21 protein-coding genes are annotated in these 22,379 nt (G+C 65.3%); 14 read left to right on the top strand and 7 right to left on the bottom strand.

Going from position 1 to position 22,379, the window contains the following annotated elements:
* Positions 1-132 precede the first annotated feature (132 nt).
* From JQ616_RS11635 to JQ616_RS11595, 9 genes are all read left to right on the top strand, one after another.
* Positions 133-1,752 carry a peptide chain release factor 3 gene (locus JQ616_RS11635; RefSeq protein WP_212014436.1) on the top strand — a complete coding sequence of 540 codons (1,620 nt, stop codon included), beginning with the start codon at positions 133-135 and terminating at the stop codon, positions 1,750-1,752.
* 384 nt (positions 1,753-2,136) lie between these two features.
* Positions 2,137-2,694, top strand: coding sequence for a hypothetical protein (locus JQ616_RS11630; protein WP_433995962.1), 558 nt, complete (start codon positions 2,137-2,139; stop codon positions 2,692-2,694).
* Positions 2,695-2,775: 81 nt separating this feature from the next.
* A complete protein-coding gene (locus JQ616_RS11625) occupies positions 2,776-3,360 on the top strand; it encodes an NnrU family protein (protein WP_212014433.1) in 585 nt (194 codons plus the stop codon).
* Positions 3,361-3,362: 2 nt separating this feature from the next.
* Positions 3,363-4,184, top strand: a complete 822-nt coding sequence (gene panB, locus JQ616_RS11620; RefSeq protein ID WP_212014431.1) for a 3-methyl-2-oxobutanoate hydroxymethyltransferase — start codon at positions 3,363-3,365, stop codon at positions 4,182-4,184.
* A gap of 10 nt (positions 4,185-4,194) precedes the next feature.
* On the top strand, positions 4,195-5,784 hold the full coding sequence (locus tag JQ616_RS11615; protein ID WP_212014430.1) for a class I adenylate-forming enzyme family protein: 1,590 nt from the start codon (positions 4,195-4,197) through the stop codon (positions 5,782-5,784).
* Positions 5,785-5,941: 157 nt separating this feature from the next.
* On the top strand, positions 5,942-6,598 hold the full coding sequence (locus JQ616_RS11610) for a tetratricopeptide repeat protein (protein ID WP_212014427.1): 657 nt from the start codon (positions 5,942-5,944) through the stop codon (positions 6,596-6,598).
* Positions 6,599-6,636: 38 nt separating this feature from the next.
* A complete protein-coding gene (locus JQ616_RS11605; RefSeq protein ID WP_212014425.1) occupies positions 6,637-7,191 on the top strand; it encodes a hypothetical protein in 555 nt (184 codons plus the stop codon).
* A gap of 135 nt (positions 7,192-7,326) precedes the next feature.
* Positions 7,327-8,715, top strand: a complete 1,389-nt coding sequence (der, locus tag JQ616_RS11600; protein ID WP_212014423.1) for a ribosome biogenesis GTPase Der — start codon at positions 7,327-7,329, stop codon at positions 8,713-8,715.
* A 40-nt stretch (positions 8,716-8,755) separates the two neighbouring features.
* On the top strand, positions 8,756-10,012 hold the full coding sequence (locus JQ616_RS11595) for an MFS transporter (RefSeq protein ID WP_212014421.1): 1,257 nt from the start codon (positions 8,756-8,758) through the stop codon (positions 10,010-10,012).
* Between the two features lie 95 nt (positions 10,013-10,107).
* Here the strand turns inward: JQ616_RS11595 and JQ616_RS11590 are convergent, their stop codons facing one another.
* Positions 10,108-10,500: a YybH family protein gene (locus tag JQ616_RS11590; protein WP_212014419.1), complete on the bottom strand. Its 393-nt coding sequence runs from the start codon at positions 10,498-10,500 to the stop codon at positions 10,108-10,110.
* 198 nt (positions 10,501-10,698) lie between these two features.
* On the opposite strand from JQ616_RS11590, the gene JQ616_RS11585 reads away from it, so the two are divergent.
* From JQ616_RS11585 to JQ616_RS11570, 4 genes are all read left to right on the top strand, one after another.
* The gene (locus JQ616_RS11585; protein ID WP_212014417.1) at positions 10,699-10,959 is read left to right on the top strand and encodes a hypothetical protein; all 261 of its coding nucleotides are present in this window, start codon (positions 10,699-10,701) and stop codon (positions 10,957-10,959) included.
* Positions 10,960-11,096: 137 nt separating this feature from the next.
* Positions 11,097-11,771, top strand: a complete 675-nt coding sequence (locus JQ616_RS11580) for a TetR/AcrR family transcriptional regulator (RefSeq protein ID WP_212014415.1) — start codon at positions 11,097-11,099, stop codon at positions 11,769-11,771.
* A gap of 383 nt (positions 11,772-12,154) precedes the next feature.
* The gene (locus tag JQ616_RS11575) at positions 12,155-12,817 is read left to right on the top strand and encodes a DUF3313 domain-containing protein (RefSeq protein WP_212014413.1); all 663 of its coding nucleotides are present in this window, start codon (positions 12,155-12,157) and stop codon (positions 12,815-12,817) included.
* A 52-nt stretch (positions 12,818-12,869) separates the two neighbouring features.
* Positions 12,870-13,436: a DUF2147 domain-containing protein gene (locus JQ616_RS11570; RefSeq protein WP_212014411.1), complete on the top strand. Its 567-nt coding sequence runs from the start codon at positions 12,870-12,872 to the stop codon at positions 13,434-13,436.
* A gap of 109 nt (positions 13,437-13,545) precedes the next feature.
* Here the strand turns inward: JQ616_RS11570 and JQ616_RS11565 are convergent, their stop codons facing one another.
* The 3 genes from JQ616_RS11565 to JQ616_RS11555 all read right to left on the bottom strand — a co-directional run bounded on the left by JQ616_RS11565 (position 13,546) and on the right by JQ616_RS11555 (position 17,273).
* A complete protein-coding gene (locus JQ616_RS11565; RefSeq protein ID WP_212014409.1) occupies positions 13,546-14,772 on the bottom strand; it encodes an ABC transporter substrate-binding protein in 1,227 nt (408 codons plus the stop codon).
* 150 nt (positions 14,773-14,922) lie between these two features.
* Positions 14,923-16,062, bottom strand: a complete 1,140-nt coding sequence (locus JQ616_RS11560; protein ID WP_212014407.1) for a hypothetical protein — start codon at positions 16,060-16,062, stop codon at positions 14,923-14,925.
* Between the two features lie 74 nt (positions 16,063-16,136).
* Positions 16,137-17,273, bottom strand: coding sequence for a hypothetical protein (locus tag JQ616_RS11555; RefSeq protein ID WP_212014405.1), 1,137 nt, complete (start codon positions 17,271-17,273; stop codon positions 16,137-16,139).
* Between the two features lie 149 nt (positions 17,274-17,422).
* On the opposite strand from JQ616_RS11555, the gene JQ616_RS11550 reads away from it, so the two are divergent.
* The gene (locus tag JQ616_RS11550; protein WP_212014404.1) at positions 17,423-19,093 is read left to right on the top strand and encodes a hypothetical protein; all 1,671 of its coding nucleotides are present in this window, start codon (positions 17,423-17,425) and stop codon (positions 19,091-19,093) included.
* Between the two features lie 20 nt (positions 19,094-19,113).
* Here the strand turns inward: JQ616_RS11550 and JQ616_RS11545 are convergent, their stop codons facing one another.
* From JQ616_RS11545 to JQ616_RS11535, 3 genes are all read right to left on the bottom strand, one after another.
* Entirely contained in the window at positions 19,114-19,854 is a 741-nt protein-coding gene (locus tag JQ616_RS11545; RefSeq protein ID WP_212014403.1) for an SDR family NAD(P)-dependent oxidoreductase, read from the bottom strand.
* 158 nt (positions 19,855-20,012) lie between these two features.
* Positions 20,013-21,512 carry an amidophosphoribosyltransferase gene (gene purF / locus JQ616_RS11540; protein ID WP_249136719.1) on the bottom strand — a complete coding sequence of 500 codons (1,500 nt, stop codon included), beginning with the start codon at positions 21,510-21,512 and terminating at the stop codon, positions 20,013-20,015.
* Positions 21,513-21,576: 64 nt separating this feature from the next.
* On the bottom strand, positions 21,577-22,212 hold the full coding sequence (locus tag JQ616_RS11535) for a CvpA family protein (RefSeq protein ID WP_212014401.1): 636 nt from the start codon (positions 22,210-22,212) through the stop codon (positions 21,577-21,579).
* Positions 22,213-22,379 lie beyond the last annotated feature (167 nt).

Below are 22,379 nucleotides of genomic sequence, written 5' to 3'. Positions count from 1 at the left end.
GTCGTCCCCGCGGATGGTATGGTGAGGCGAAAGTCGTCTTTCTCGTGCCTATATGGGGATGGTCCGACCAGTCCGTATTGCGACAAAACGCCCTTGATTGCGCCCGTTTTCCCTGCCAAACGCTGCCCCGCCATGTCCGATACCGCCGCAACCACCGAATCGCCGTCCCGCTCGCCGCTGTCAGAAGAAGTGGCGCGCCGGCGCACCTTTGCGATCATCTCGCACCCGGACGCCGGCAAGACCACGCTGACGGAAAAGCTGCTGCTGTTCGGCGGCGCCATCAACCTCGCGGGCCAGGTCAAGGCCAAGGGCGAGCGCCGCAACACGCGTTCGGACTGGATGAAGATCGAGCGTGAGCGCGGCATCTCGGTCGTCACCTCGGTGATGACCTTCGAATTCAACGACCTCGTGTTCAACCTCTTGGACACGCCGGGCCACGAGGACTTCTCGGAAGACACCTATCGCACGCTGACCGCGGTCGACTCCGCCGTCATGGTGATCGACGCCGCGAAAGGCATCGAGGCGCGCACGCGAAAACTGTTCGAGGTGTGCCGGCTGCGCGACATCCCGATCATCACCTTCATCAACAAGATGGACCGCGAGAGCCGCGACACCTTTGATCTGCTCGACGAGATCGAGAAGACGCTGGCGCTCGACACCACGCCGATGACCTGGCCGGTCGGCCGCGGCCGCGACTTCCTCGGTACCTACGACGTCGTCAATGGCGGCGTGCGGCTGCTCGAAGGCGGCGGCGCAAAGACCGGCGCCACCGAGCAGATCGACATCGCCGATCTCGGCAAGCGCAACCCCAATCTCGACGTCGCCGAGGTCAAGGACGAGCTCGCGCTGGCCTCGGAGGCCTGCAAGCCGTTCGAGCTCGCGGCGTTCCGCGAGGGCCATCTGACGCCGGTCTATTTCGGCAGCGCGCTGCGCAATTTCGGCGTCGGCGACTTGCTCGAAGGCCTCGGCAAGTTCGCGCCGGCGCCGCGCGCGCAGGATTCCGATCTGCGCAAGGTCGAGGCGGCGGAGCCGCGCATGAGTGCCTTCGTGTTCAAGATCCAGGCCAACATGGATCCGAACCATCGCGACCGCATCGCCTTCGCGCGGTTGTGCTCAGGCAAGCTCAGCCGCGGCATGAAGGCCAAGCTGGTCCGCACCGGCAAGAACATGAGCCTGTCGAGCCCGCAATTCTTCTTCGCCCAGGACCGTTCGGTGGCAGATGAAGCCTTCGCCGGTGACGTCGTCGGGATTCCCAACCACGGCACCTTGCGGATCGGCGACACCCTGACCGAAGGCGAGGATCTGACTTTTGTCGGCGTACCAAGCTTCGCGCCGGAAATCGTCCGCCGCGTTCGTCTGACGGATGCGATGAAGGCGAAGAAGCTGAAAGAAGCCTTGCAGCAGATGTCGGAGGAGGGCGTCGTGCAGGTGTTCCGCCCGCGCGACGGCGCACCGGCGCTGGTCGGCGTGGTCGGTCCGCTGCAGCTCGACGTGCTGAAGGCGCGGCTCGACGCGGAGTACTCGCTGCCGGTCGAGTTCGAGATCTCCGAGTTCTCGCTGGCGCGCTGGATTTCGTCCGACGACCGCAAGAAGCTCGATGCCTTCGTCGCCGCCAACAATTCCGGCATCGCCGACGACGTCGACGGCGATCCGGTGTTCATGGCCAAGAACGAGTTCTATCTCGGCTACACCCGCGAGCGCGCCGAGGGCATCACCTTCTCCAACGTCAAGGACGTGAAGAAGAAGGCGTAAGGCGCGCGCACTCGCCCCATACGCGGTGTCGTCCCTGCGAAAGCAGGGACCCATAACCACAAGTGCTGATTGACGCGCGATGTTGGAACGACGATTCTCGTTCACAACATCCGCCGCGGAGTATGGGTCCCTGCTTTCGCAGGGACGACGCGTGGGAGGGGTTGCGTTCTCATCCTCGACTGTCATCGCCCGGTCGAGCCGGGCGACGAGAGCGGGGGTTGCCGTGCTGGGCGTGACGGTTACGCGCGCGCAAGGATTTGAACGCCGGCCGGCTTGATGCGGTTCGGCCGCGGTACCATGTTCCCCAAAGCGCAATCCGGGTCCGTCTGCATGCTCCGACGCGTCGCCATCTGTCTCGCTTTTGCCGTGCCGGCCTTTGCGCTCATGAGCGCTGCCTCTGCGCAGCAGCGGCAACAGACCAATCCGGTGCCGTTCGCACATACGCCTTGCAGTGTGCTCGACGAAGGGCCTTGCATCCCGTCCTATTGCAGCGTGTTCAATCACGGGCCGTGCTTTCCCGAGATGGATTATCCGTACGGCGAAAATCTCCAGCTCACGATCCTGACCGTGCCGCCCGAAGGGCAGGCCGAGAAGTATCGCAAGCCGGACCATGATCTCAATACCATCGGCGACCTGTTCGCCGCGCTGCGTTCCTGCTGGGCGCCGCCGCCGCCGGACGACGCGCGCGCGGGCATGCAGATGTCGGTGCGGTTCAGCTTCAAGCGATCTGGCGAAATGATCGGCGCGCCGCGGCTGACGTTTTCGACACGGGGTATCCCGGCCGACACCCGCGCCACCTACCTCAACGCGATCAATGCCTCGCTCGACGCGTGCCTGCCGCTGAAATTCACCGGCGGGCTCGGCGGCGCGCTGGCCGGCCGCCCGATCATGATCCGCTATGTCGATAATCGGGAGCTCGCCAAACCGGCCGGCAATCCGTGACCCGCGACCCGGCCTGACGCATTGCCACGCGCCGGGCGAAGATGTTACGCGAAGGCATTAATCAATCAGGGGAGGAACATCGTGGGACTGCTCGTCATGATCCTGGGTCTCGTGCTGTTCCTCGGCATCCATGTGCTGACCAGCCTGCGCGACCTGCGCGCCGGCATCGTCAATGCGATGGGCGAGGGGGCCTACAAGGGCGTCTATTCGCTGGTGTCGTTCGCAGGCCTCGGGCTGATCATCTGGGGCTTCGCGCATTATCGCGCGACCGGCTGGATCGACGTCTGGACACCGCCGACCGCCTTCAAGCACATCACGGTGGCGCTGATGCTGCCTGCCGTCATCCTCGTCGTCGCCTCCTATATCCGCGGCCGCATCTACACCACGCTGAAGCATCCGATGCTGGCGGGCGTGAAGCTGTGGGCGTTCGCGCATCTGCTCGCCAATGGCGATCTCGGCTCGATCATCCTGTTCGGCTCGTTCCTCGGCTGGGCGGTCTATGACCGCATCTCGCTGAAGCGCCGCGCCGATGCCGGTGCGCCGCCGATCCCGGTCGGCGGCCCAACCAACGACCTGATCGCGATCGCGGTCGGTGTCATCGCGTATCTGGCGCTGGCGTTTGCGTTCCACCCGGTCGTGATCGGCGTGCCTGTCATGGGAGCCTGACTATGTCTGTTCAATCCGCCATCAAGCGCAAGACCGCGCCCGATCTGCGCGCCCGCAAGAATGGCGAGCCGATCGTGATGCTGACGTCGTACCACGCGCACACCGCGGCGCTGGTCGACCGTCACTGCGACGCGATCCTGGTCGGCGATTCCCTCGGCAACGTCATGCACGGCTTCGAGACCACGGTGCCTGTCACCCTCGACATGATGATCCTGCAGGGCCGCGCGGTGATGCGCGGCTCGCAGGCCGCGCTTGTTGTGGTGGACATGCCGTTCGGCTCCTATGAGGGCTCGAAGGAACAGGCGTTTCAGTCCGCGGTGCGGATCATGAAGGAAACGCTGTGTGGCGCGGTCAAGCTCGAGGGCGGCGCGCGGATGGCCGAGACGGTGGCGTTCCTGTCCGACCGCGGCATTCCGGTGATGGGGCATATCGGCCTGACGCCGCAATCGATCAACACGCTGGGCTCGTTCCGCGCGCAGGGCCGCGAGGAGGAGACCTGGGCGCCGATCGAGAACGACGCTCGCGCGATCGCGGAAGCCGGCGCGTTCTCGATCGTGGTCGAGGCGGTCGCCGAGCCCTTGGCGCGCAAGATCACGCAGTCGATCGCGGTGCCGACGATCGGCATCGGCGCGAGCGCGGCCTGCGACGGGCAGGTGCTGGTGCTCGAAGACATGCTCGGCTTGTCGCCGCGCGCGCCGAAATTCGTCCGCCGCTACGGCAATCTCGGTCCCGCGATCGAGGAAGCAGTCGCGGGGTATGCGCGCGATGTGAAGAGCCGTGCCTTTCCAGGGCCGGAGCACGTTTACGGAATGAAGAAGAGCTGACGAGGCTGACATGGACTGGTCGCAACACGTTCCGCTCATGCGGCTCGAGCCGCGCTTCGGTGACCGCGTCGTGCCGGCATTCGCGGAGCGGCCGGCCAGCCTGTGGGCGATGATCGCCGACGCCGTCGCGCAAAACGGCGACGGCGAGGCGCTGGTCTGCGGCGCGACGCGAATGAGCTGGCGCGACGTCGCGGAGCAGTCGGCCAAGGTCGCGGCGGGTTTTTCAAAGCTCGGTCTTGCGCCCGGCGACCGTGTCGCGATCCTGCTCGGCAACCGCATCGAATTCGTTCTGACGATGTTCGCCGCGGCCCATGCCGGGTTGGTCACGGTGCTGCTCTCGACGCGTCAGCAGAAGCCCGAGATCGCCTATGTGCTGAACGATTGCGGCGCGACGTGCCTGGTCCACGAGGCCACGCTTGCCGACCGCATTCCTGATGCCGCCGATATTCCAGGTCTCGCGCATCGCATCTCGGTCAGCGACGATGGCGCCTCGCAATTCGGCACGCTGCGTGACAGCGCTCCGGCACAGGCGCCGGCGGAGGTGACGGAAGAGGACACCGCGATGATCCTCTACACTTCGGGCACCACGGGCCGGCCGAAAGGCGCGATGCTCGCCCATTGCAACATCATCCACTCCTCGATGGTGTTCGCATCCTGCCTGAAGCTGACCAAGGCCGATCGCTCGATCGCCGCGGTGCCGCTTGCGCATGTCACCGGCGCGGTCGCCAACGTCACCACCATGGCCCGCTGCGCCGGTGCGCTGATCATCATGCCGGAGTTCAAGGCGTCGGAATATCTCAAGGTCGCGGCGCGCGAGCGTGTCAGCTACACGGTAATGGTGCCGGCGATGTACAATCTCTGCCTGATGCAGCCGGATTTCGACAGCACCGATCTGTCGAGCTGGCGCATCGGCGGCTTCGGCGGCGCGCCGATGCCGGTCGCGACCATCGAAAGGCTCGACGCCAAGATTCCCGGCCTCAAGCTGGCCAATTGCTACGGCGCGACCGAGACCACGTCGCCCTCGACTCTGATGCCGGGCGAGCTGACCGCAGCCCATATCGACAGCGTCGGCCTGCCGTGCCCCGGCGCTGAGATCATCGTGATGGGCGCTGACGGCCGCGAGGTGCCGCGCGGCGAGATCGGCGAGCTCTGGATCCGCAGCGCCTCCGTGATCAAGGGCTATTGGAACAATCCGAAGGCGACCGCGGAAAGCTTCACGGCCGGCTTCTGGCATTCCGGCGATCTCGGCTCGATCGACGCCGACAATTTCGTCCGCGTGTTCGACCGCCAGAAGGACATGATCAACCGCGGCGGCCTGAAGATCTATTCCGCCGAGGTCGAGTCCGTGCTGGCCGGCCATCCGGCCGTGGTCGAGAGCGCGATCATCGCCAAGCCGTGTCCGGTGCTCGGCGAACGCGTGCACGCCGTGATCGTGACCCGCTCGGAGGTGAATGCCGAGAGCCTGCGCGCCTGGTGCGCCGAGCGTCTGTCCGACTACAAGGTGCCGGAGACCATGGCGCTGACCGCCGATCCGCTGCCGCGCAACGCCAACGGCAAGGTGATCAAGCGCCAGCTGCGGGAGAGCCTGGCGGTGACGTGAGCCGGGGCAGCACAAACTTCCCCGGTTAACGCTTTGATCCGCCTCGCTTTGCCTTGCCTCCGCCACACCGTTAGGGTAACGCCGCCGCGATGTGGGGATCGGGTAGGGGCTGTGCTTCACCCAGATTCGCGGTCCCGAGGGGATGGGATAGCTTTAAGTGTCTGAATTATTTGACGAAGTCGACGAGGAAGTCCGTCGCGAACAGCTCAAGAAGCTGTGGGACAAGTACTCGCTTTTCATCATCGCGCTGGCGATCCTGGTGGTCGCCGGTGTCGGCGGCTGGCGTGGCTATCAATATCTCGAGGCCAAGAAGGCCGCCGAGGCCGGTGCGGCATTCGACCGCGCCGTCGAGCTGTCGGACCAGAACAAGCACGCCGAGGCCGAGGCTGCCTTTGCCGACCTGATCACCAAGGCGCCGTCCGGTTACCGCACGCTGTCGCGGCTGCGCATGGCCGCCGAGGTCGCGACCCGCGATCAGCCGGCCGCCGCAAAACTCTATGACGAGATCGCAGCCGACCGCAGCGTCGGCAGTGCCGACCAGGATCTGGCGCGGATCCGTGCCGCGCAGCTCGTGATGGAAACCACGACCTATCCGAACATGCAGCAGCGGCTCGAGGCTGTGGCGACGTCGAAGGATTCGACGTTCCGCCACTCCGCGCGCGAGTTGCTGGCGCTGTCGGCCTGGCACGCCAACGACACCGCCGCGGCGCGGCAGTGGCTCGACCAGATTGCCAATGACGGCGAGACGCCGCCGAGCATGCGCTCGCGCGCCGAAGCGCTGCAGGCATTGTTGCCGCCGGTCGCGAAAAGCTGATCTTGGCGCGAAACCCGAGTTTGAGTGAGAGATCGACTATGCGCCGCTCGCAACGCCTGATCGCAGCCGCAGTTCTCACCGCGCTTTGCAGCGCGTTGGCCGGCTGTGGCGGGGGCGGTATGGCCAATTTCGACCCGAGCGATCTGCTCGACTTCCTCGACACCAAGAAGAAGTTGGCTGGCGACCGCAAGCCGGTATTCCCCGAAGGCGTGCCCGGCCTCGAGCAGGGCGTGCCGAAAGAATTGTACAAGGGCTCGCAGCAGGAGCAGCTCGACCAGCAGAACGCCGCTGCGGCCGCCGCCGCCCAGCCGGCTCCGCCCCCGGAGCCGCCGAAGGGCGCCAAGAAGCACAAGCGCGCCGCGCCGGCCGCTGACCAGGCGGCTGCTCCGGACGCCGCAGCCGAGGAGGGCGCGCCCGCCGCGGTGCCGCCCGATCCGAAGCCGAAGAAGATCGTCCGCCGCCGCACCACCGCGCCGCCCGCCGACGACCAGCAGGCGCAGCCAGCCGCGCCGGCCCAGCAGCAGACCCAGACCACGCAACAATCCGGCGGCGGGTTCCCCGCGCCGCTCCCGAGCGGCGGATTTAGCCGCTAATCGCCTGCGGGATTCTCTTCTCCCCCGTCAGAACGGGGAGAGGGAGAAGTGCTCCATCATTTGCTTCGCCGCATTCCTGCTGTAGTTCTTTCCAGCACTTTGACCCGCGGACGACAGACCGCGCCTGGATGATCCATGTCTTTTACCATCGCCATTATCGGCCGGCCCAATGTCGGGAAGTCGACGCTGTTCAACCGGCTGGTCGGCCAGAAGCTCGCGCTGGTCGACGACGAGCCCGGCGTCACCCGTGACCGCCGCGAGGGCCAGGCCCGGCTCTACGATCTCGACTTCACCATCATCGATACCGCAGGGCTCGACGAGGGCGCCAAGGGCTCGCTGACGGCGCGGATGCAGGAGCAGACCGAGACCGCGATCGAGCTCGCCGACGCTCTGATGTTCGTGATCGACGCCCGCGTCGGCCTGACCCCGACCGACCGTGCCTTCGCCGACTTCGCCCGCAAGGCCAACAAGCCGGTGGTGCTGGTCGCCAACAAGGCCGAGGGCAAGCATGGCGAGATCGGCGCGATGGAATCCTACGCGCTCGGGCTCGGCGATCCCGTGCAGATCTCGGCCGAGCATGGCGAGGGCATGGGCGACCTCCATGAGGCGCTCAGCTCGTTGATTCCGGAGGCCGTCGAGGAGGAAGAGGAAGAGGAAATTGAGGGTGTCGAGGATTGGTCGGACGAGGAGATCGCGCAGCGCCCGATCCGCGTCGCCATCGTCGGCCGGCCCAATGCCGGCAAGTCGACGCTGATCAACCATCTGCTCGGCGAGGAACGGCTCTTGACCAGCCCGGAGGCCGGCACCACGCGCGATTCCATCGCGGTCGAGATCACCTGGCAGGGTCGCCAGTTCCGGGTGTTCGACACCGCCGGGCTGCGGCGCCGCTCGCGGATCGAGGAGAAGCTGGAGAAGCTCTCGGTCGCCGATGCGCTGCGCGCGGTGCGCTTTGCCGAAGTCGTCGTGATGATGATGGACGCGCAGAACAGGTTCGAGGAGCAGGATCTGCGCATCGCCGATTTGATCGAGCGCGAGGGCCGCGCCATCGTGCTCGCGGTCAACAAATGGGACCTCGTCGAGCGCAAGCCCAACCAGATCTCGCAGCTGCGCATCGATGCCGACCACTGGCTGCCGCAGGTCAAGGGCGCGCCGATCGTCGCGGTCTCCGGCCTGATGGGCGAGGGCATCGACCGCCTGATGACCGCGATCCAGGAGGCCTATGCGGTCTGGAACCGGCGCCTGCCGACCTCGGCGCTCAATCGCTGGTTCGAGCAGGCGGTCCAGGCAAGCCCCCCGCCGGCCGTCTCGGGCCGCAGGCTGAAGCTGAACTACATCACGCAGGTGAAGGCGCGTCCGCCGAGCTTCGTGCTGTTCTGCTCGCGCGCCGATGCGATCCCGCGATCCTATCTGCGCTACCTCATCAACTCGCTGCGCGAGACCTTCGATCTGCCGGGCACGCCCATTCGCATCACGCTAAGAGAAAAGGCCAATCCGTTCGCCCACAAGCGCAAACGGCCGTCATGAGCGGGAATAGCGTTTTCGAGCGAAGTGGGTACCGGTTCGCGTGAAGAAAACGCGTCAAAACGGGGCTGACACCGCTGCGGCCGTGCCACAGCCGCGCAGCGGCGCGGTGATCTTCATCTTCATCACCCTGCTGCTCGACATGCTCGCGCTCGGGATCATCATCCCGATCTTGCCCAAGCTGATCGAGGGCTTCGTCAGCAACGACACCGCCAACGCGGCGCGCATCTTCGGCGTGTTCGGCTCGATCTGGGCCTTGATGCAGTTCGTCTGCTCGCCGATCCTGGGCGCGCTGTCCGATCGTTTCGGCCGCCGGCCGGTGGTGCTGCTGTCGAATTTCGGCCTTGCCGCCGACTACGTGCTGATGGCGCTGGCGCCGAACCTGATCTGGCTGTTCATCGGGCGGGCGATCTCGGGCATCACCTCGTCGAGCATCTCGACCGTGTTCGCCTATATCGCCGACGTTACCGCGCCGGAGCAGCGTGCCGCGATGTTCGGCAAGATCGGCGTCGCGTTTGGCGCGGGCTTCATCCTCGGACCGGCGCTGGGCGGCCTGCTCGGCGAGATCGATCCGCGGCTGCCGTTCTGGGCGGCGGCTGGTTTGAGCTTCGTCAACGGGCTCTACGGCCTGTTCATCCTGCCGGAATCGCTGCCGGTGGAGCGGCGTGCGCCGTTCAAATGGAAGAGCGCCAATCCGATCGGCGCGCTGCAATTCCTGCGCGCGAACCCGACGCTCGCCGGCCTGTCGCTGGCGACGTTCTTCGGCCAGCTCGCGCATGTCGTGCTGCCCTCGGTCTTCGTGCTCTACGCCACCTATCGCTACGGCTGGGACACCGGCACGGTCGGTGCGACGCTCGCCCTGGTGGGCCTCTGCGGCATGATCGTGCAGGGCGCGGCGATCGGCCCGATCGTGCAACGCCTCGGCGAGCGCAACGCATTGTTCCTCGGCCTTGTCTGCGGCGCCCTGGGCTTCGTGATCTTCGGCGCGGCGCCATCAGGCCAGTTGTTCTGGATCGGCATTCCCGTGATGGCGCTGTGGGGCATTTCCGGCGCCGCGACGCAGGCCTTGACGACGCGGCTGGTCGCCGCCGACCAGCAGGGCCAGCTGCAGGGCGCGACATCCAGCGTGCAGAGCATGTCGGAACTGATTGGCCCGTTCCTGTTCACGCTGACCTTCGCCTATTTCATCGGCGATAGCGCGCCGCTCAAGATGCCCGGCGCGCCGTTCTATCTGGCGGGCGCGCTGCTGCTGCTCGCGCTCGCGATCGCATGGCGCGCGACGGTGAAGACAACTCCGTAGGGTGGGCAAAGAGCAAGCGTGCCCACCATCGCGAGCACGCCGGGAATGGTGGGCACGGCGCTTGCGCGCCTTTGCCCACCCTACAAGTCTACGTTCTAATCCGTCGCGGGCACTGAATGGTGCTCGTGCGTGATGCGCCAGTCGCCGCCGATCTTGCGCAGTCCGATCGTCAGCCTGAACTGAAAAGTGGCGTCGGGCGGGCCGCACCGCATCACCATGACCGCGAAGGCCACATCATCGCCGGCCGTGATCGCGATCTCATCGATATCGAAGGCGTGGGAGGGGCGGTAACAGGTATAGAACAGGTCCCATGTCTTTCTGTACTCGTCCAATCCGCGCGACTGCAAAGGCGGCGGCACGTCGAACATCACGATGTCCTGATCGTGGTGGGCGAAGATGCCTGGATAGTCCTGTTGGCGGACGGCGGCCGCCCAGGCGTCGATGAGGGACCTGATTTCGGCTTCCGCCGTCTGTTTCTGCTGTGTCATCGCTCGCGGGTTCCGGCTGTTGGTGGATCGATGCTTCGAGGACGAACGCGCCTGCGCCTCTCCGACACGTCCCGACAGACCACATCGATGACGATTGCGTCATTTTGACTGTTTACAAACCATCCGGTTGGTTTGTATAACGGATCGGTGCCGATGAAGTTGCGTGCCTCGCCCGGAGGCCGCGCTGCCAGGAGGAGCATGGTGACCGACGAGGCCGTTGATAACTGCGATGAGTTGACCCGCTTCAGCGACGCGCAGGCGGCGCTGCTGACGTCGCGCAGCCTTGTCTATCTGACCGACCTGAAGCTCGACGGCGGCAGGCACGGGACGATCGTCGCCGCCAGCTATGCCGACGCCCAGGCTGTTGCCCGCGCGCGCGGTCGAGGCGAGAGGGTGATCGGCCGCATGGCGCACGGTTTCCTTCATGGCCTGCTGCAGAAGGTTCGCTTGTGCGCGTGAGCGATGCGTCTCCCGAGGCCGAGACCGGCATGTCGGGGACGTCGTTTCCGCTGCCTGGCAGAACAGATGCAGCGCTTGAGATTGACCGAAGCCGCTGAGATACTGTGATTTCAAGCGACTCCTTCCTGAGTATTTCCATGGATAATCCCTCCCGCTCTGAACGCTCCCGCAACGCCGCGCTCGACGCCGCGATCACCATCGTGACCCGCGATGGTCCGGGACGCCTGACGCTGGATGCGATCGCGCGCGAGAGCGGGCTCAGCAAGGGCGGCGTGATGCATCAGTTCCGCACCAAGGAAGCGGTGCTGCGCGCTCTGCTCGAACAGCAGATGGCGCATTTCGAGGAATTCTCGGACCGCTACATCGAGAAGGTGCGCGGGACTACCGAGCAGCCCGAATTGTCGGCACAGATCGCGACGCTGCGCGAGGCGATCTCGACGCCGCGGGCAGGGGCGTTCGCACTGCTGGCGGCGATGAACGAGAATCCCGAATTGATGGCGATGCCGCGCGATGTCGACATCAAGAAGGTTGCGCTGATGAAGGCCGAGGCGCGCGATCCGGAGCTCGCGCTGCTGCGCTGGGCGGCGGCGCGCGGGCTGCTGCTGAGTTCGTTGTTCGGCCTGTCGTCGCTGTCGGATGCCGAGCGCGACCGGCTGTTCGAGCGATTGCTCGACGACAGCAAATGGACCGCGCTGGAGCAGGGCGCGGCGACGGCCGGCAAGCCGACGAAGGCAACGACGGCGCGCGTGGCATCGCAGCAGCCTGCCGGCGCACGCGCCGCAAAGCCGGCCTCGGTGCGCAAGCGCGGCTGAATTTCCAGACTCGGAAAACACAACGCCGCCCAAGCGGAATATGATCGCTTGGCGGCGTTGGATCGGCACCGGGCCCCTGAAATCCCCCGGCAATTGGTGCGGTATCACAAGAGATATCTCGGGTTTGTGACAGCGCGCGACCGCCGGCTCGCAAAGCGGCGTCACCTGCGTTCACGACAGACCCCGAATTTTTCTGACCGTTTCCTGCGATTGCAACTTTACAAACCGCCTGGTCGGTTTTATGGATGGGCGTACTGAGGCAAGGTCTGGCGGCGCCGCGACGGCGAGCCAGATCGGCAGTGACGGCCGCAGCCGTAACTTTAGCCCCGGACGCGGCTGCGGCCGAGCTGCTCTTCCGCTTTAGCTCGGATGAGGAGATTGGAATGAAGAGCTCGATCGCCGCGCGCGGTCTGGGAGCGATGGCGCTTTGCGTCATCGCAGCAGGATGTGCCGCCGTCACGCCGGTGGCCTATTCGGACGTGGCGTCAACGGCCTACATGACGCCTGATACGTCGGATTCCTCAGGCCGTGTGCCGTATCGCTATGCGCCGCCGGTCGACTGGCGGAGCTACAACAAGGTGATGCTCGATCCGGTCGTGATCTATCGCGGCGCGGATCACCAGTTCGGCGAGATGTCCGAGAAGGACAAGCAGACGCTCGCCGCCTACATGCAGACCCGCTTCGCCGACAAATTGCGCGACCGCTTCACGCTGGTGAATACACGCGGGCCGAACACGTTTCGCGTGCGGCTGACGCTGACCGGCGCAGTGGCGAATACGCCGGTGCTCGGCACGCTGTCGCGGTTCGATATGGCCGGCGCGATCTATAACGGCGTGCAGGCCGCGCGCGACGGCGAGGGCACCATGACCGGCTCGGTGATCTATGCCGTCGAGATGTTCGACGGCCCGACCGCGCGGCTGCTCGGCGCTTACGTCAGCAAGCAATATCCCAACGCCTACGACATCAAGGCCAGCGTCGGCGATCTCGCCGCGGCCACCGCCGGTATCGACAAGGGTGCCGATGCCTTCATGGCGCAACTGAAGTGAGGCGCGCCGCGCGCGCCCTCGCAATGATCCCGATACTGAAAGGTCCCTTGCAATGAACTTTCTGGTTCGCATGTTCCTGCGCAGCCTGGTCGCTGCGCTGCTGATGAGCTCGACCGGCCGCGCCGAGACGATCCCGGCCGATCCCAGCGGCACCTGGCTGACTGAAAACGGAGAGGCGCGCATCCGGCTCGAGCGCTGCGGCGCCGCGCGCGACCACATCTGCGGCTTCATCGTGTGGATGAAGGATCCGCTCGATCCGCGCGGCCAGCCGATCCGCGACAGCCTCAATCCCGATCCCGAGAAGCGAACGCGCGCGCTGCTCGGCCATCAGCTGATCCTGGGATTGAAGCTGACGCCGGAGGGCCGGTTCGATGGCGACATCTACAATGCCGAAGACGGCAAGTCCTATTCGGTCTCGCTGTGGCGCGACGCGTCCGATCGGCTGAAGCTCAAGGGATGTCTGATCAGGTTTCTGTGCCAGACCCAGACCTGGAAGCAGACGCTCGACGTGCAGCCCGGACAACTCGTCGGTCTGACAGGTGATGCCGGCGGCCCGCGCGCCGACAGGGAGTGGGCATCGTTGCCGGCGCAGGCGAAAGCGAAATCGGCGGCGAAGTGAAAGGCGTAGGGTGGGCAAAGCGAAGGCGTGCCCACCATCACGAGCACGTCGCAAGTGGTGGGCACGGCGCTAGCGCGCCTTTGCCCACCCTACGATAGCTCTTACGCAGTCACTTCTTCACCAGCGGACAGTCGCTCGCCTCGAGCGGCTTGGCGGCGTCTTCCGGCGAGATGGTGGCGATCAGCTTGTAATAGTCCCAGGGATATTTCGACTCTTCCGGCTTCTTCACCTCGAACAGATAGGCCGGGATGATGCGGCGGCCGTCGATCCGCAGCGGACCTTTGCCGAACAAGGGATCGTCGGTCGGGATCTCCTTCATCTTGGCAACGACCTTGGCGCCGTCATGCGGATTGCCGCCCATCGCGTCCAGCGCCTTCAAATAATGCAGCACGCCGGCATAGACGCCGGCCACCGTCATCGACGGCATCGAGCCCTTCGGCGAGACCTTCTGGAAACGCTTCGACCAGGCGCGGGTCTGGTCGTTCATGTCCCAGTAGAACGACTCGGTGAAGGTGAGGCCCTGTGCGATCTTGAGGCCCAGCGCATGCACGTCGTTGACGAACAGCAGCAGCGCCGCGAGCTTCTGCCCGCCCGCGGTGATGCCGAATTCGGACGCCTGCTTGATCGCGTTGGTGGTGTCGCCGCCGGCATTGGCGAGGCCGATGACCTTGGCCTTGGAGGCCTGCGCCTGCAGCAGGAACGAGGAGAAGTCCGCGGTGTTGAGCGGGTGCTTGACGCCGCCCAGCACCTTGCCGCCGTTGGCGGTGACGACCGCCGAGGTGTCGCGCTCCAGCGCATGGCCGAAGGCGTAATCGGCGGTGAGGAAGAACCAGGTATCGCCGCCCGCCTTGGTCAGCGCCTTGCCGGTGCCGTTGGCCAGCATGTAGGTGTCGAACGTGTAGGAGATCGTGTTGGCGTTGCAGGCCTTACCGGTGAGGTCGGCGGTCGCCGCCCCCGAATTGAGCACGATCGAGTTCTTCTCCTTGGCGAGGTTGCTTACCGCCAGCGCAACGCCGGAGTTCGGCGTATCGGTGATGATGTCGACCTTCTCGTTGTCGATCCAGTTGCGCGCGATGTTGACGCCGACGTCGGGCTTGTTCTGGTGGTCGCCGCTGACCACCTCGATCTTCCAGCCCTTGGCGAGCAGGCCGGAATCCTGCACCGCCATGTTGGCCGCGGCCACCGAGTTCGGACCGCCGATGTCGGCATAGAGGCCCGACATGTCGTTCAGCACGCCGATCTTGACGTTCTTGTCCTGGGCAAGGGCAGGCGTTGCGAGGCCGAGTGCAGCGCAAGCGAGAAGCACGGCGTGGCGCCGTGCGAGCGTCGTCGTCATCAGACATTCCCTCCACTGTGATTTTTTCCGGACGGCCCTCTTGTGGGGCCTTGTGCCGGTCGTTCGGGTTCCCGCTTACCCTGTCCTTGGGTGAGCGGCAATCCGCATAAAGCCGGATGAACTGCGTCGAAGCGTCATCCCGCGGTCATTCTACTTGAGCGCATCCGAGGTCAGCTTGAACTTCTGGATGCGTTTTCCGGTATCGACCTCGGCGGTGTAGACGTTGCCCTTGGGGTCGACGGCGAGCGCGTGCACCCAGTGGAATTGCCCGGCGTTGCGGCCATTGCGGCCAAAGCTGCCGACCACGGTGCCGTCGTCGCGCCTGACGATGCGGATTTCGTTGTTTTCGCCGTCGGCCGCGAGCAGGTAGGTCTGCTGTGGATCCGGCCACAGCGCGATGTCCCAGACCGCGCCATTGCCGAGCGTGTTCTTCTCGAAGAAGAACTCCTTCACGAAGCTGCCGTCCTTCCGGAACACCTGGATGCGGTTGTTGATGCGGTCGCAGACATAGACCAGGCCGTCATTGGCGATCTTGACGCAATGCACGGGATTGCCGAACTGCTGCGCGACCGGTGCCTTCGGATCGTAGGGCGGCTGCTTGGCATCATCGGGCTTGTTGCCATAGGCGCCCCAGTGCCGCTTGTAGGCGCCGCTGGTGGCATCGAACACGATGACGCGGTGATTGCCGTAGCCGTCGGCGACATAGATCTCGTTGGCTGCCTTGTCGATCGCGGTCTCGGCGGGCTTGCCGAGCTGGGTGGTGTCGTTGCTGCCCTTGCTCGGCGCGATCGAGCCGATCTGCGCGACGAATTTGCCGTCGAGCGTGAACTTCAGGATCGCATTGTCGTTGTCGGCGTTGCCGCCGATCCAGACGAAGCCGCGCTCGTCGACCTCGATGCCGTGCTCGCGGCCGACCCATTGATAGCCGTCGCCGGGGCCGCCCCAGGCGCGCAGCAAATTGCCGTCGGCGTCGAATTCGAGCACCGGCGGCGCCGAGATGCCGCACTTCGAGCGCGGCGGGGTGAGCGCCGCGCCTTTCTCGTCGTCGGTCAGCGAGCGCGGCCGGTGGATCATCCAGATGTGGCCCTGCCAGTCCACCGTGATGCCGCCGACCTGGCCGAGGATCCAGTTGTTCGGCAGCGGCTTCGGCCATGCCGCATCGACCGCGAAGGTCGGGATGTCGCCGGCCTCGGCTGGCGTGGGCGGGGCGAGAAGCGCTGATGAGGCGATGCAGGCGACCAAGGCGAGGCCGGATAGCGTTGCGCGCAGGCGAGGAAACATCGGCATCATGGTTGCTCTCGGTTTCGTTGCGGCGATCCGGGTGACGCCGGACGACGCGATCGATGCGTCATCCGGCGCTGCCGCTACTTGAGCGCGTCCGAAGTCAGCTTGAATTTCTGGATCCGCTTGCCGTCGACCTCGCCGGTATAGACGTTGCCCTTCTGATCGACCGCCATGACGTGGAGCAGGGCGAATTGTCCGGCATTGCGGCCGCTGTGGCCGAAGGTGCCGACGACAGAGCCGTCGTCGCGCTTGATGACGCGGATCTCGTTGTTGGCGCCGTCGGCGTTCAGCAGATAGGTCTGCTTCGGGTCGGGCCACAGCGCGAGATCGAACACCGCGCCGTCGCCGCGGGTGTTCTTTTCGTAGAACCATTCCCGCACGAAGGTGCCGTTCTTCTGGAACACCTGGATGCGGTCCTGGCTGCGATCGCAGACATAGACCAGCCCGTCATTGGCGATCTTGATGCAATGCACGGGATTGCCGAACTGCTCCTGCACCGCAGCGCTGGGATCGTAGGGCGGTTGCTTGTCGTCGGTGGGCAGCTTGCCATAGCCGCCCCAGTGCCGCTTGTAGGCCAGCGTGGTGGCGTCGAACACGATGACGCGGCGGTTGCCGTAACCGTCGGCGACGTAGAGCTCGTTGGCCGTCTTGTCGATTGCGATTCCCGCGGGCCGGCCGAGCTGGGTTGGGTCGTTGCTGTTGGTGCGGGCTACGATCTTGCCGATCTGGCCGAGATATTTGCCGTCGAGCGAGAACTTCAGGATTTCGCTGTCGTCATCGGCATTGCCGCCGATCCAGACGAAGCCGCGTTCGTCGACCTCGATGCCGTGCTCGCGGCCGACCCATTGATAGCCGTCGCCGGGACCGCCCCAGGATCGCAGCAGATTGCCATCGACGTCGAACTCCAGCACCGGCGGCGCGGCCACGCAGCACTTTGCCCGCGGCGGAGTGAGGCTCGCGGCCTTCTCGCCATCGGTCAGCGAGCGCGGCCGGTGGACCACCCAGATGTGGCCCTGCCAGTCGACGGTGATGCCGCCGATCTGGCCGAGGATCCAGTTGTTGGGAAGCTGTTTCGGCCAGGACGGATCGACCGCGAAAGTCGGGACGTCACCGGCCCTGGCGGGCGCAGGCGGAATCAGAAGCGCTGACGATGCGATGCAGGCGGAGAGAAACAACCCAGTGAGAATGGAGCGCGCGCGATTGAACGTCGGCGTCATGATGCCTCCCGAGAGTTTTCTTGGCGGCCGTGCCGCTGGGGAGGGCAGTCAATCGTGGGGCGGGGGTCGAGTCAATCCGTCGCAGGCGCGTTGCGCGACCACTCGGCGTCCAGTATCAAGCTGCTATCTCAGGTAGCGAGGCGGAACGAATGCGTGGATGGGTGGGCGGCCTGGCAGCGTCGATGCTTTGTGTGAGTTCCTCGGTCGCCATTCCGATCGATTGCGCCACGGCGCCGAGCGTCAAATGCCTGGCGGCGGAAGTCTTCCTGCTCGCGAAGAAATTGCCACCCGGTGACGGCAATCGAGCGCACGTTGAATTCGCTGAGCGGGAATTGGCGGACAATGATCTCGAAGTTGCTCTCGATTACGTCATTTCAGACAATCCCGATCCGTCGCCTTGGGAAGATATCGAGTGGATTGCGCGCGCGGGCCGCTTCGCTGATGCCCTTGAGACCGCGAGGCAGCGCAGATCGACGGTGGAGCGGCTTGGCGGAATGCTTGCAGTGGCCTCTCTCCTGGTGGGGAAGGATGCTGCCCAAGCCCGGGAGATTGTCGAGGACAGCGAACGCGAATTGCCGTCGATTGCTGGTGACAGCGATCAAGACGCGCAGGCCATCCCCGCGCTTGCCGGAAAGGTGTGGGCCGGCCTCGAACAGCCCGATCGGGTTTTGCGTCTTGTCGGCGGCCATGGCGCGGACACGGTTGATTCGTTGCTTGTGATCGCCAACACGTATCCGGCCGCGGCGGGCTGGCGCGAGGAGGCGTGGCGTGAAGCCGAGCGTCTCGACGAGCCCTTTGCTCTGGAGCAATTACTGCGGGATGCGCTGAGGCGCGGCGATCAGGCTGAAATTTCCCGTGCCGCACAGCGCGCCGGCAAGGTCGTCGATCGCATCGCGAACAGCGATGCTCAGTCGTCGTCGGTGATCTCGCTCGCGGACGCCTTGCTCACCGCCGGTTCACCTGATCCAGCCGCAAGACTGGTCGCGCCGTGGCCGCAATGGATGAATGGCAAGGATGCGACCGCCCAATTCAATGTTGTCAATGCGCTAATCCCGGTGCTGGCGCGGCTGGCAAGGGATCGTGACGTCGAGACGACGGCGGCGGCCGTGAGCAATTTCACCGATCGCAGCCAGTGTCTCAGCAAGGCCGCGGATGAATATGCCCGGCTCGGACGTCGCGATCTCGTCGAAAAGCTCGATGCGCAGGCCATGACGCTTGCGATGTCGTCGCCCACGGGGGATCAAAAGCTGCAATGGCAGCATGACGCGGCTCTGATCAATCTGGCGCTTGCGCGCGCGGGGCGTGGCGACGTCAATGGCGCGATCGCGGCTGCTACCAAGCTTCGTGACGATGCAAAGGTCCGCGAAACGATATCTTATGTCGTCAAACGCGCGATCGAAACCGGCCACGAGGCCGCGGCCGCGCCGGCGATCGAGGCGCTCGAACAGCGCGCGGGGACAGCACAGGACGCTCCACTACTGCTTGCTGCAGCCAATGCCTGGTACACGACCGGCGACGAAGACCGGGCGCGCGACGATCTCGCGCAAGTCCTGACGATGGCCCGGCTGACTGGCAACGACGCCGGTCTCGCAGTCGAATTGGCCTGGCGACTCGACGGCGCGGGCAAGCCGGAGAGCATGATCACCATCGTGGACAAGTTCGGTGTGACCGACCCGAGCGCGATCGATCATCTGGTCGAAGTCATCAAGCCGTTGTCGCCGGCCGTCGCCGTGCAGCTCGCAGGCCGGCAGGTCGAGGTCTGGCGTCAGATCGACGAATTGGCCAACATCGGTGTCCAGCTTGCGTCCGACGCAAAGTAGATCGGCTCTGGCGCGCTCGATCACGTTGGCGGCTGGAAAGTCCGCAGCGTGCGTGCCTTGTAGTCGTACAGCTTGCCGGTCTCGGTCCACGCGGGCGAACACATCGGCACGATGAATTCGGCGGCCATGTCGGGCGTGTCCAAGATCATCGGGTCTTCGCCGGGAAACACCTGCGCGCGCATCCGGGTGCGGATCGGGCCGGGGCTGAACAGATTGATGCGCAGCGCCGTGTTGGCGGTCTCGTTGGCCCAGGAACGCACCAGCGCATCCAGTGCCGCCTTCGAGGCCGCATAGGGGCCGAGATAGGCGCTGGCCTTGTGCGCCACGCCCGAGGTCACGAACACCGCGCGGCCGGCGTCGGACTGGCGCAACAGCGGGTCCATGCAGCGGATCAGCTGGAAGTTGGCGGTGACGTTGATCGCCATCACGTCATTCCACGGCTTCAGCTCGATATGGCCGAGCGGCGATGAGGGACCTGCCGTGCCGGCATTGCCGATGAGGATGTCGAGCTTGCCGTGGCGCTCGTGCAGCGCCAGCCCGAGCCGCGCAATGCCGTCATAGTCGGTGAGCGAGAGCGGGACCAGCGTGGCGCTGCCGCCCGCTTTCCGGATCTCGTCGTCGAGCTCTTCCAGCCCGCCTTGCGTGCGCGCCACCGCCACGACATGGGCGCCGGCCTTGGCGAGCGAGATCGATGTCGCATAGCCGATACCGCGCGAGGCGCCGGTCACGAGGGCAATACGGGAGGCGAGGGGCTTTGTCATGGAAGGGACTCTAACAAATCGTCGTCCCTGCGAAAGCAGGGACCCATACGCCGTGACGGCGATAATGGAAGAAAGTGGTCGTGTCTAACACTGTCACCAGCCACGAGGGCCGGTGGTTATGGGTCCCTGCTTTCGCAGCGACGACAGCGGTGGTGGCCTCAGCTTGCCTCGGCCAGCAGCGAGAGCTGCCGCGGCGGGGCCTCGGTTTCGCTCTGGTCGGTGAGGTGGGTCGGATAGGTGCCGGTGAAGCAGTGGTCGGCGAATCTCGGATTGGCCGGGTCGCGTCCCTCGTAGCCCATCGCGCGGTACATGCCGTCGATCGACAGGAAGGCGAGCGAGTCGGCGCCGATGATGTCGCGCATCTCCTCTAGCGAATGGGTCGCGGCGAGCAGGCCGCCGCGGTCCGGCAGGTCGATGCCGTAATAGTCGGGATAGAGGATCGGCGGCGAGGCGAGCCGGAAATGCACCTCGCGGGCGCCGGCGTCGCGCATCATGCGCACGATCTTCTTCGAGGTGGTGCCGCGCACCAGCGAGTCGTCGATCAGGATGATCCGCTTCCCCTCGATCGCGGCGCGGTTGGCCGAATGCTTCATGCGCACGCCGAGCTCGCGCACCGTCTGGGTCGGCTGGATGAAGGTGCGGCCGACATAGTGGTTGCGGATGATGCCGAGCTCGAACGGCACGCCGGAATACTGGCTGTAGCCGACCGCGGCGGGTACGCCGGAATCCGGCACCGGCACCACGACGTCGACCTCGGGATGGCTCTCGCGTGCCAGCTGGGCACCGAACGCCTTGCGCACGTCGTAGACCGAGCGGCCGCCGACGATGGAGTCGGGCCTGGCGAAATAGATATACTCGAAGATGCAGGGCCGCGCCGGCTTCGGCGGGAACGGCTTGTGGCTGTGCGCGCCGTGTTCGTCGAACACGATGATCTCGCCGGGCTCGATGTCGCGGACATATTTGGCGCCGATCATGTCGAGCGCGCAGGTCTCCGAGGTCAGGATCGGATGGCCGTCGAGATCGCCGAGCACCAGCGGACGGATGCCGAGCGGGTCTCGCGCGCCGATCAGCTTCTTGTTGGTCAACGCGACCAGCGCATAGGCGCCCTCGATGGTGCGCAGCGCTTCGATGAAGCGGTCGATGAAGCGGGAGCGCTTCGACTGCGCGACCAGATGCAGGATCACCTCGGTGTCGGTGGTCGACTGCATCATTGCGCCGCCCTTGACCAGCTCGCGGCGCAAGGTCAGGCCGTTGGTCAAATTGCCGTTGTGGCCGACCGCAAAGCCGCCGGCACTGAGCTCGGCGAATAGCGGCTGCACGTTGCGCAGGATGGTGCCGCCGGTCGTGGAGTAGCGGACATGGCCAACTGCGGCATTGCCGGGCAGGCGCTCGATCACCTCGCGGCGGGAGAAGGCGTCGCCGACCAGGCCGAGGCGGCGTTCACTGTGGAAGCGGGCGCCGTCGAAGGAGACGATGCCGGCGGCTTCCTGGCCGCGGTGCTGGAGCGCGTGTAGGCCGAGCGCGGTGATCGCGGCGGCCTCGGAGTGGCCGAAGATGCCGAACACGCCGCATTCCTCGCGGAGCGTGTCGCCATCGAGATCGGGGTGGTATCTGAGAGGGTCGTCTTGCAGTTCCGTCGGGCCGAGGTCGAGATCCATTTGGTCGCTATGATCCGAAGGGGTCTGCATCTCGTTCATCGCCTCTCGTAAGGGCCCAAATAGTTTATCGGCCCGCGGGTTTCTCGATCAGCTTTTTCAAGCTGTCACGCGCAGGTTTGCTATAGCCATCACCCGACGCCGGCGTCGCCTGATCATTGGTATCAGCCGCAGAATCGTCGTCTGGCTTATTCTTCTTGAACTTCTTTAAGATGGTGTTCTCGGGGTCATCAGGCAAGAGCGTCATGAGCCAATCCCCGGTTCCCTGCAGCACCACCCGGGACTTTGCGCCGGTCACCCAGTCGGGCCGCTGCTTGTCCGGAACCAGCCAGGTGAAGAACATGAACGCCACGACCACGATCAGCAGGCCGCGGGCGAGCCCGAACAGGAAGCCGAGGGTGCGGTCGAGCGCGCCGATCCGGGAATCCAGGATCATGTCGGAAATCCGCACCGTGATCACGGAAACCACGATCAGCGTACCGATGAAGGTGCCGGCGACCACGACGATGGCCGCGACCGTGTCGTTATTGAAGTAAGTCTTGGCGGTCGGCAGCAGCTTCGAGAAAGCATACAGCGTGACCAGCGCGGCGGCGCCCCAGGCCGCGATCGACAGGATCTCGCGCATGAAGCCGCGCACCATGGCAAGCAGGCCCGAGATCAGCATCACGCCGAGCAGGACGAGATCGAGTATTGTTACGGGCATCGGCTGGTCAGGTCCGCTGGTACGTTTCGGTACGCTGTTAATGGCTTACGCTGTGAAGAGCTCTCGCGAATCGGCAAAGTCGGTGCCGTCCTAACTGAGGCGCATCGGGGGCATCCGGCAAGACCGCAACACCACCTGTCCCGCGCGGCGGATGTATAGCGGCGAGG

Source organism: Bradyrhizobium tropiciagri (genome assembly GCF_018130545.1).
GTDB lineage: Bacteria > Pseudomonadota > Alphaproteobacteria > Rhizobiales > Xanthobacteraceae > Bradyrhizobium > Bradyrhizobium tropiciagri_A.
This window is presented reverse-complemented; position numbering and strand designations above follow the sequence as displayed.

What these genes read in the sequence shown, in the direction of transcription:
- JQ616_RS11555 (WP_212014405.1), bottom strand. Translation starts at nt 17,273, where the DNA reads ATGACGCCGACGTTCAATCGCGCGCGCTCCATTCTCACTGGGTTGTTT.
- JQ616_RS11615 (WP_212014430.1), top strand. Translation starts at nt 4,195, where the DNA reads ATGGACTGGTCGCAACACGTTCCGCTCATGCGGCTCGAGCCGCGCTTC.
- JQ616_RS11585 (WP_212014417.1), top strand. Translation starts at nt 10,699, where the DNA reads ATGGTGACCGACGAGGCCGTTGATAACTGCGATGAGTTGACCCGCTTC.
- JQ616_RS11560 (WP_212014407.1), bottom strand. Translation starts at nt 16,062, where the DNA reads ATGATGCCGATGTTTCCTCGCCTGCGCGCAACGCTATCCGGCCTCGCC.
- JQ616_RS11550 (WP_212014404.1), top strand. Translation starts at nt 17,423, where the DNA reads ATGCGTGGATGGGTGGGCGGCCTGGCAGCGTCGATGCTTTGTGTGAGT.
- der (WP_212014423.1), top strand. Translation starts at nt 7,327, where the DNA reads ATGTCTTTTACCATCGCCATTATCGGCCGGCCCAATGTCGGGAAGTCG.
- panB (WP_212014431.1), top strand. Translation starts at nt 3,363, where the DNA reads ATGTCTGTTCAATCCGCCATCAAGCGCAAGACCGCGCCCGATCTGCGC.
- JQ616_RS11570 (WP_212014411.1), top strand. Translation starts at nt 12,870, where the DNA reads ATGAACTTTCTGGTTCGCATGTTCCTGCGCAGCCTGGTCGCTGCGCTG.
- JQ616_RS11565 (WP_212014409.1), bottom strand. Translation starts at nt 14,772, where the DNA reads ATGACGACGACGCTCGCACGGCGCCACGCCGTGCTTCTCGCTTGCGCT.
- JQ616_RS11630 (WP_433995962.1), top strand. Translation starts at nt 2,137, where the DNA reads ATGAGCGCTGCCTCTGCGCAGCAGCGGCAACAGACCAATCCGGTGCCG.
- JQ616_RS11590 (WP_212014419.1), bottom strand. Translation starts at nt 10,500, where the DNA reads ATGACACAGCAGAAACAGACGGCGGAAGCCGAAATCAGGTCCCTCATC.
- JQ616_RS11535 (WP_212014401.1), bottom strand. Translation starts at nt 22,212, where the DNA reads ATGCCCGTAACAATACTCGATCTCGTCCTGCTCGGCGTGATGCTGATC.
- JQ616_RS11635 (WP_212014436.1), top strand. Translation starts at nt 133, where the DNA reads ATGTCCGATACCGCCGCAACCACCGAATCGCCGTCCCGCTCGCCGCTG.
- JQ616_RS11545 (WP_212014403.1), bottom strand. Translation starts at nt 19,854, where the DNA reads ATGACAAAGCCCCTCGCCTCCCGTATTGCCCTCGTGACCGGCGCCTCG.
- JQ616_RS11605 (WP_212014425.1), top strand. Translation starts at nt 6,637, where the DNA reads ATGCGCCGCTCGCAACGCCTGATCGCAGCCGCAGTTCTCACCGCGCTT.
- purF (WP_249136719.1), bottom strand. Translation starts at nt 21,512, where the DNA reads ATGGATCTCGACCTCGGCCCGACGGAACTGCAAGACGACCCTCTCAGA.
- JQ616_RS11580 (WP_212014415.1), top strand. Translation starts at nt 11,097, where the DNA reads ATGGATAATCCCTCCCGCTCTGAACGCTCCCGCAACGCCGCGCTCGAC.
- JQ616_RS11575 (WP_212014413.1), top strand. Translation starts at nt 12,155, where the DNA reads ATGAAGAGCTCGATCGCCGCGCGCGGTCTGGGAGCGATGGCGCTTTGC.